Source organism: Desulfovibrio sp. OH1186_COT-070 (assembly GCF_003860215.1).
In the GTDB taxonomy this organism is placed as follows: Bacteria; Desulfobacterota; Desulfovibrionia; order Desulfovibrionales; family Desulfovibrionaceae; genus Desulfovibrio.
The window spans coordinates 1-292 of the sequence record NZ_RQYH01000264.1; the positions used below are offsets into that span (position 1 = coordinate 1).

The following is a 292-nucleotide window of genomic DNA, read 5'->3' on the forward strand; positions in this document are numbered from 1 at the left end:
TACCAACGGCACGGCCCCCTTTTTTGCCGGGGCGAATGTCCCGTCAATGAAGGCTTCCCGCAAATCAAGCTTGCCGCGTTCCCGCAAGTCGTCGGCCAGGGCGAGCAGCACGGCGTCGAACACGCCTTCTTTTCGTCATCGCTGGAACCATCTGTGGCAGGTCTGGTACGGCGGATACCGTTCCGGCAAATCCTTCCACGGCGCGCCTGTACGCAGAATCCAAAGAATTCCGTTCAGGATGGCGCGGGGCTCATTGAGCACCGGCCTGCCTTGTCCTCTCGGCCCCTTGGGG

The 292-nt window shown here is 62.0% G+C and carries 1 pseudogene; it reads right to left on the bottom strand.

The features are described 5' to 3' along the window. Nucleotides 1–292 (bottom strand): annotated as a pseudogene (locus EII23_RS13755) (transposase); the annotation flags it as partial.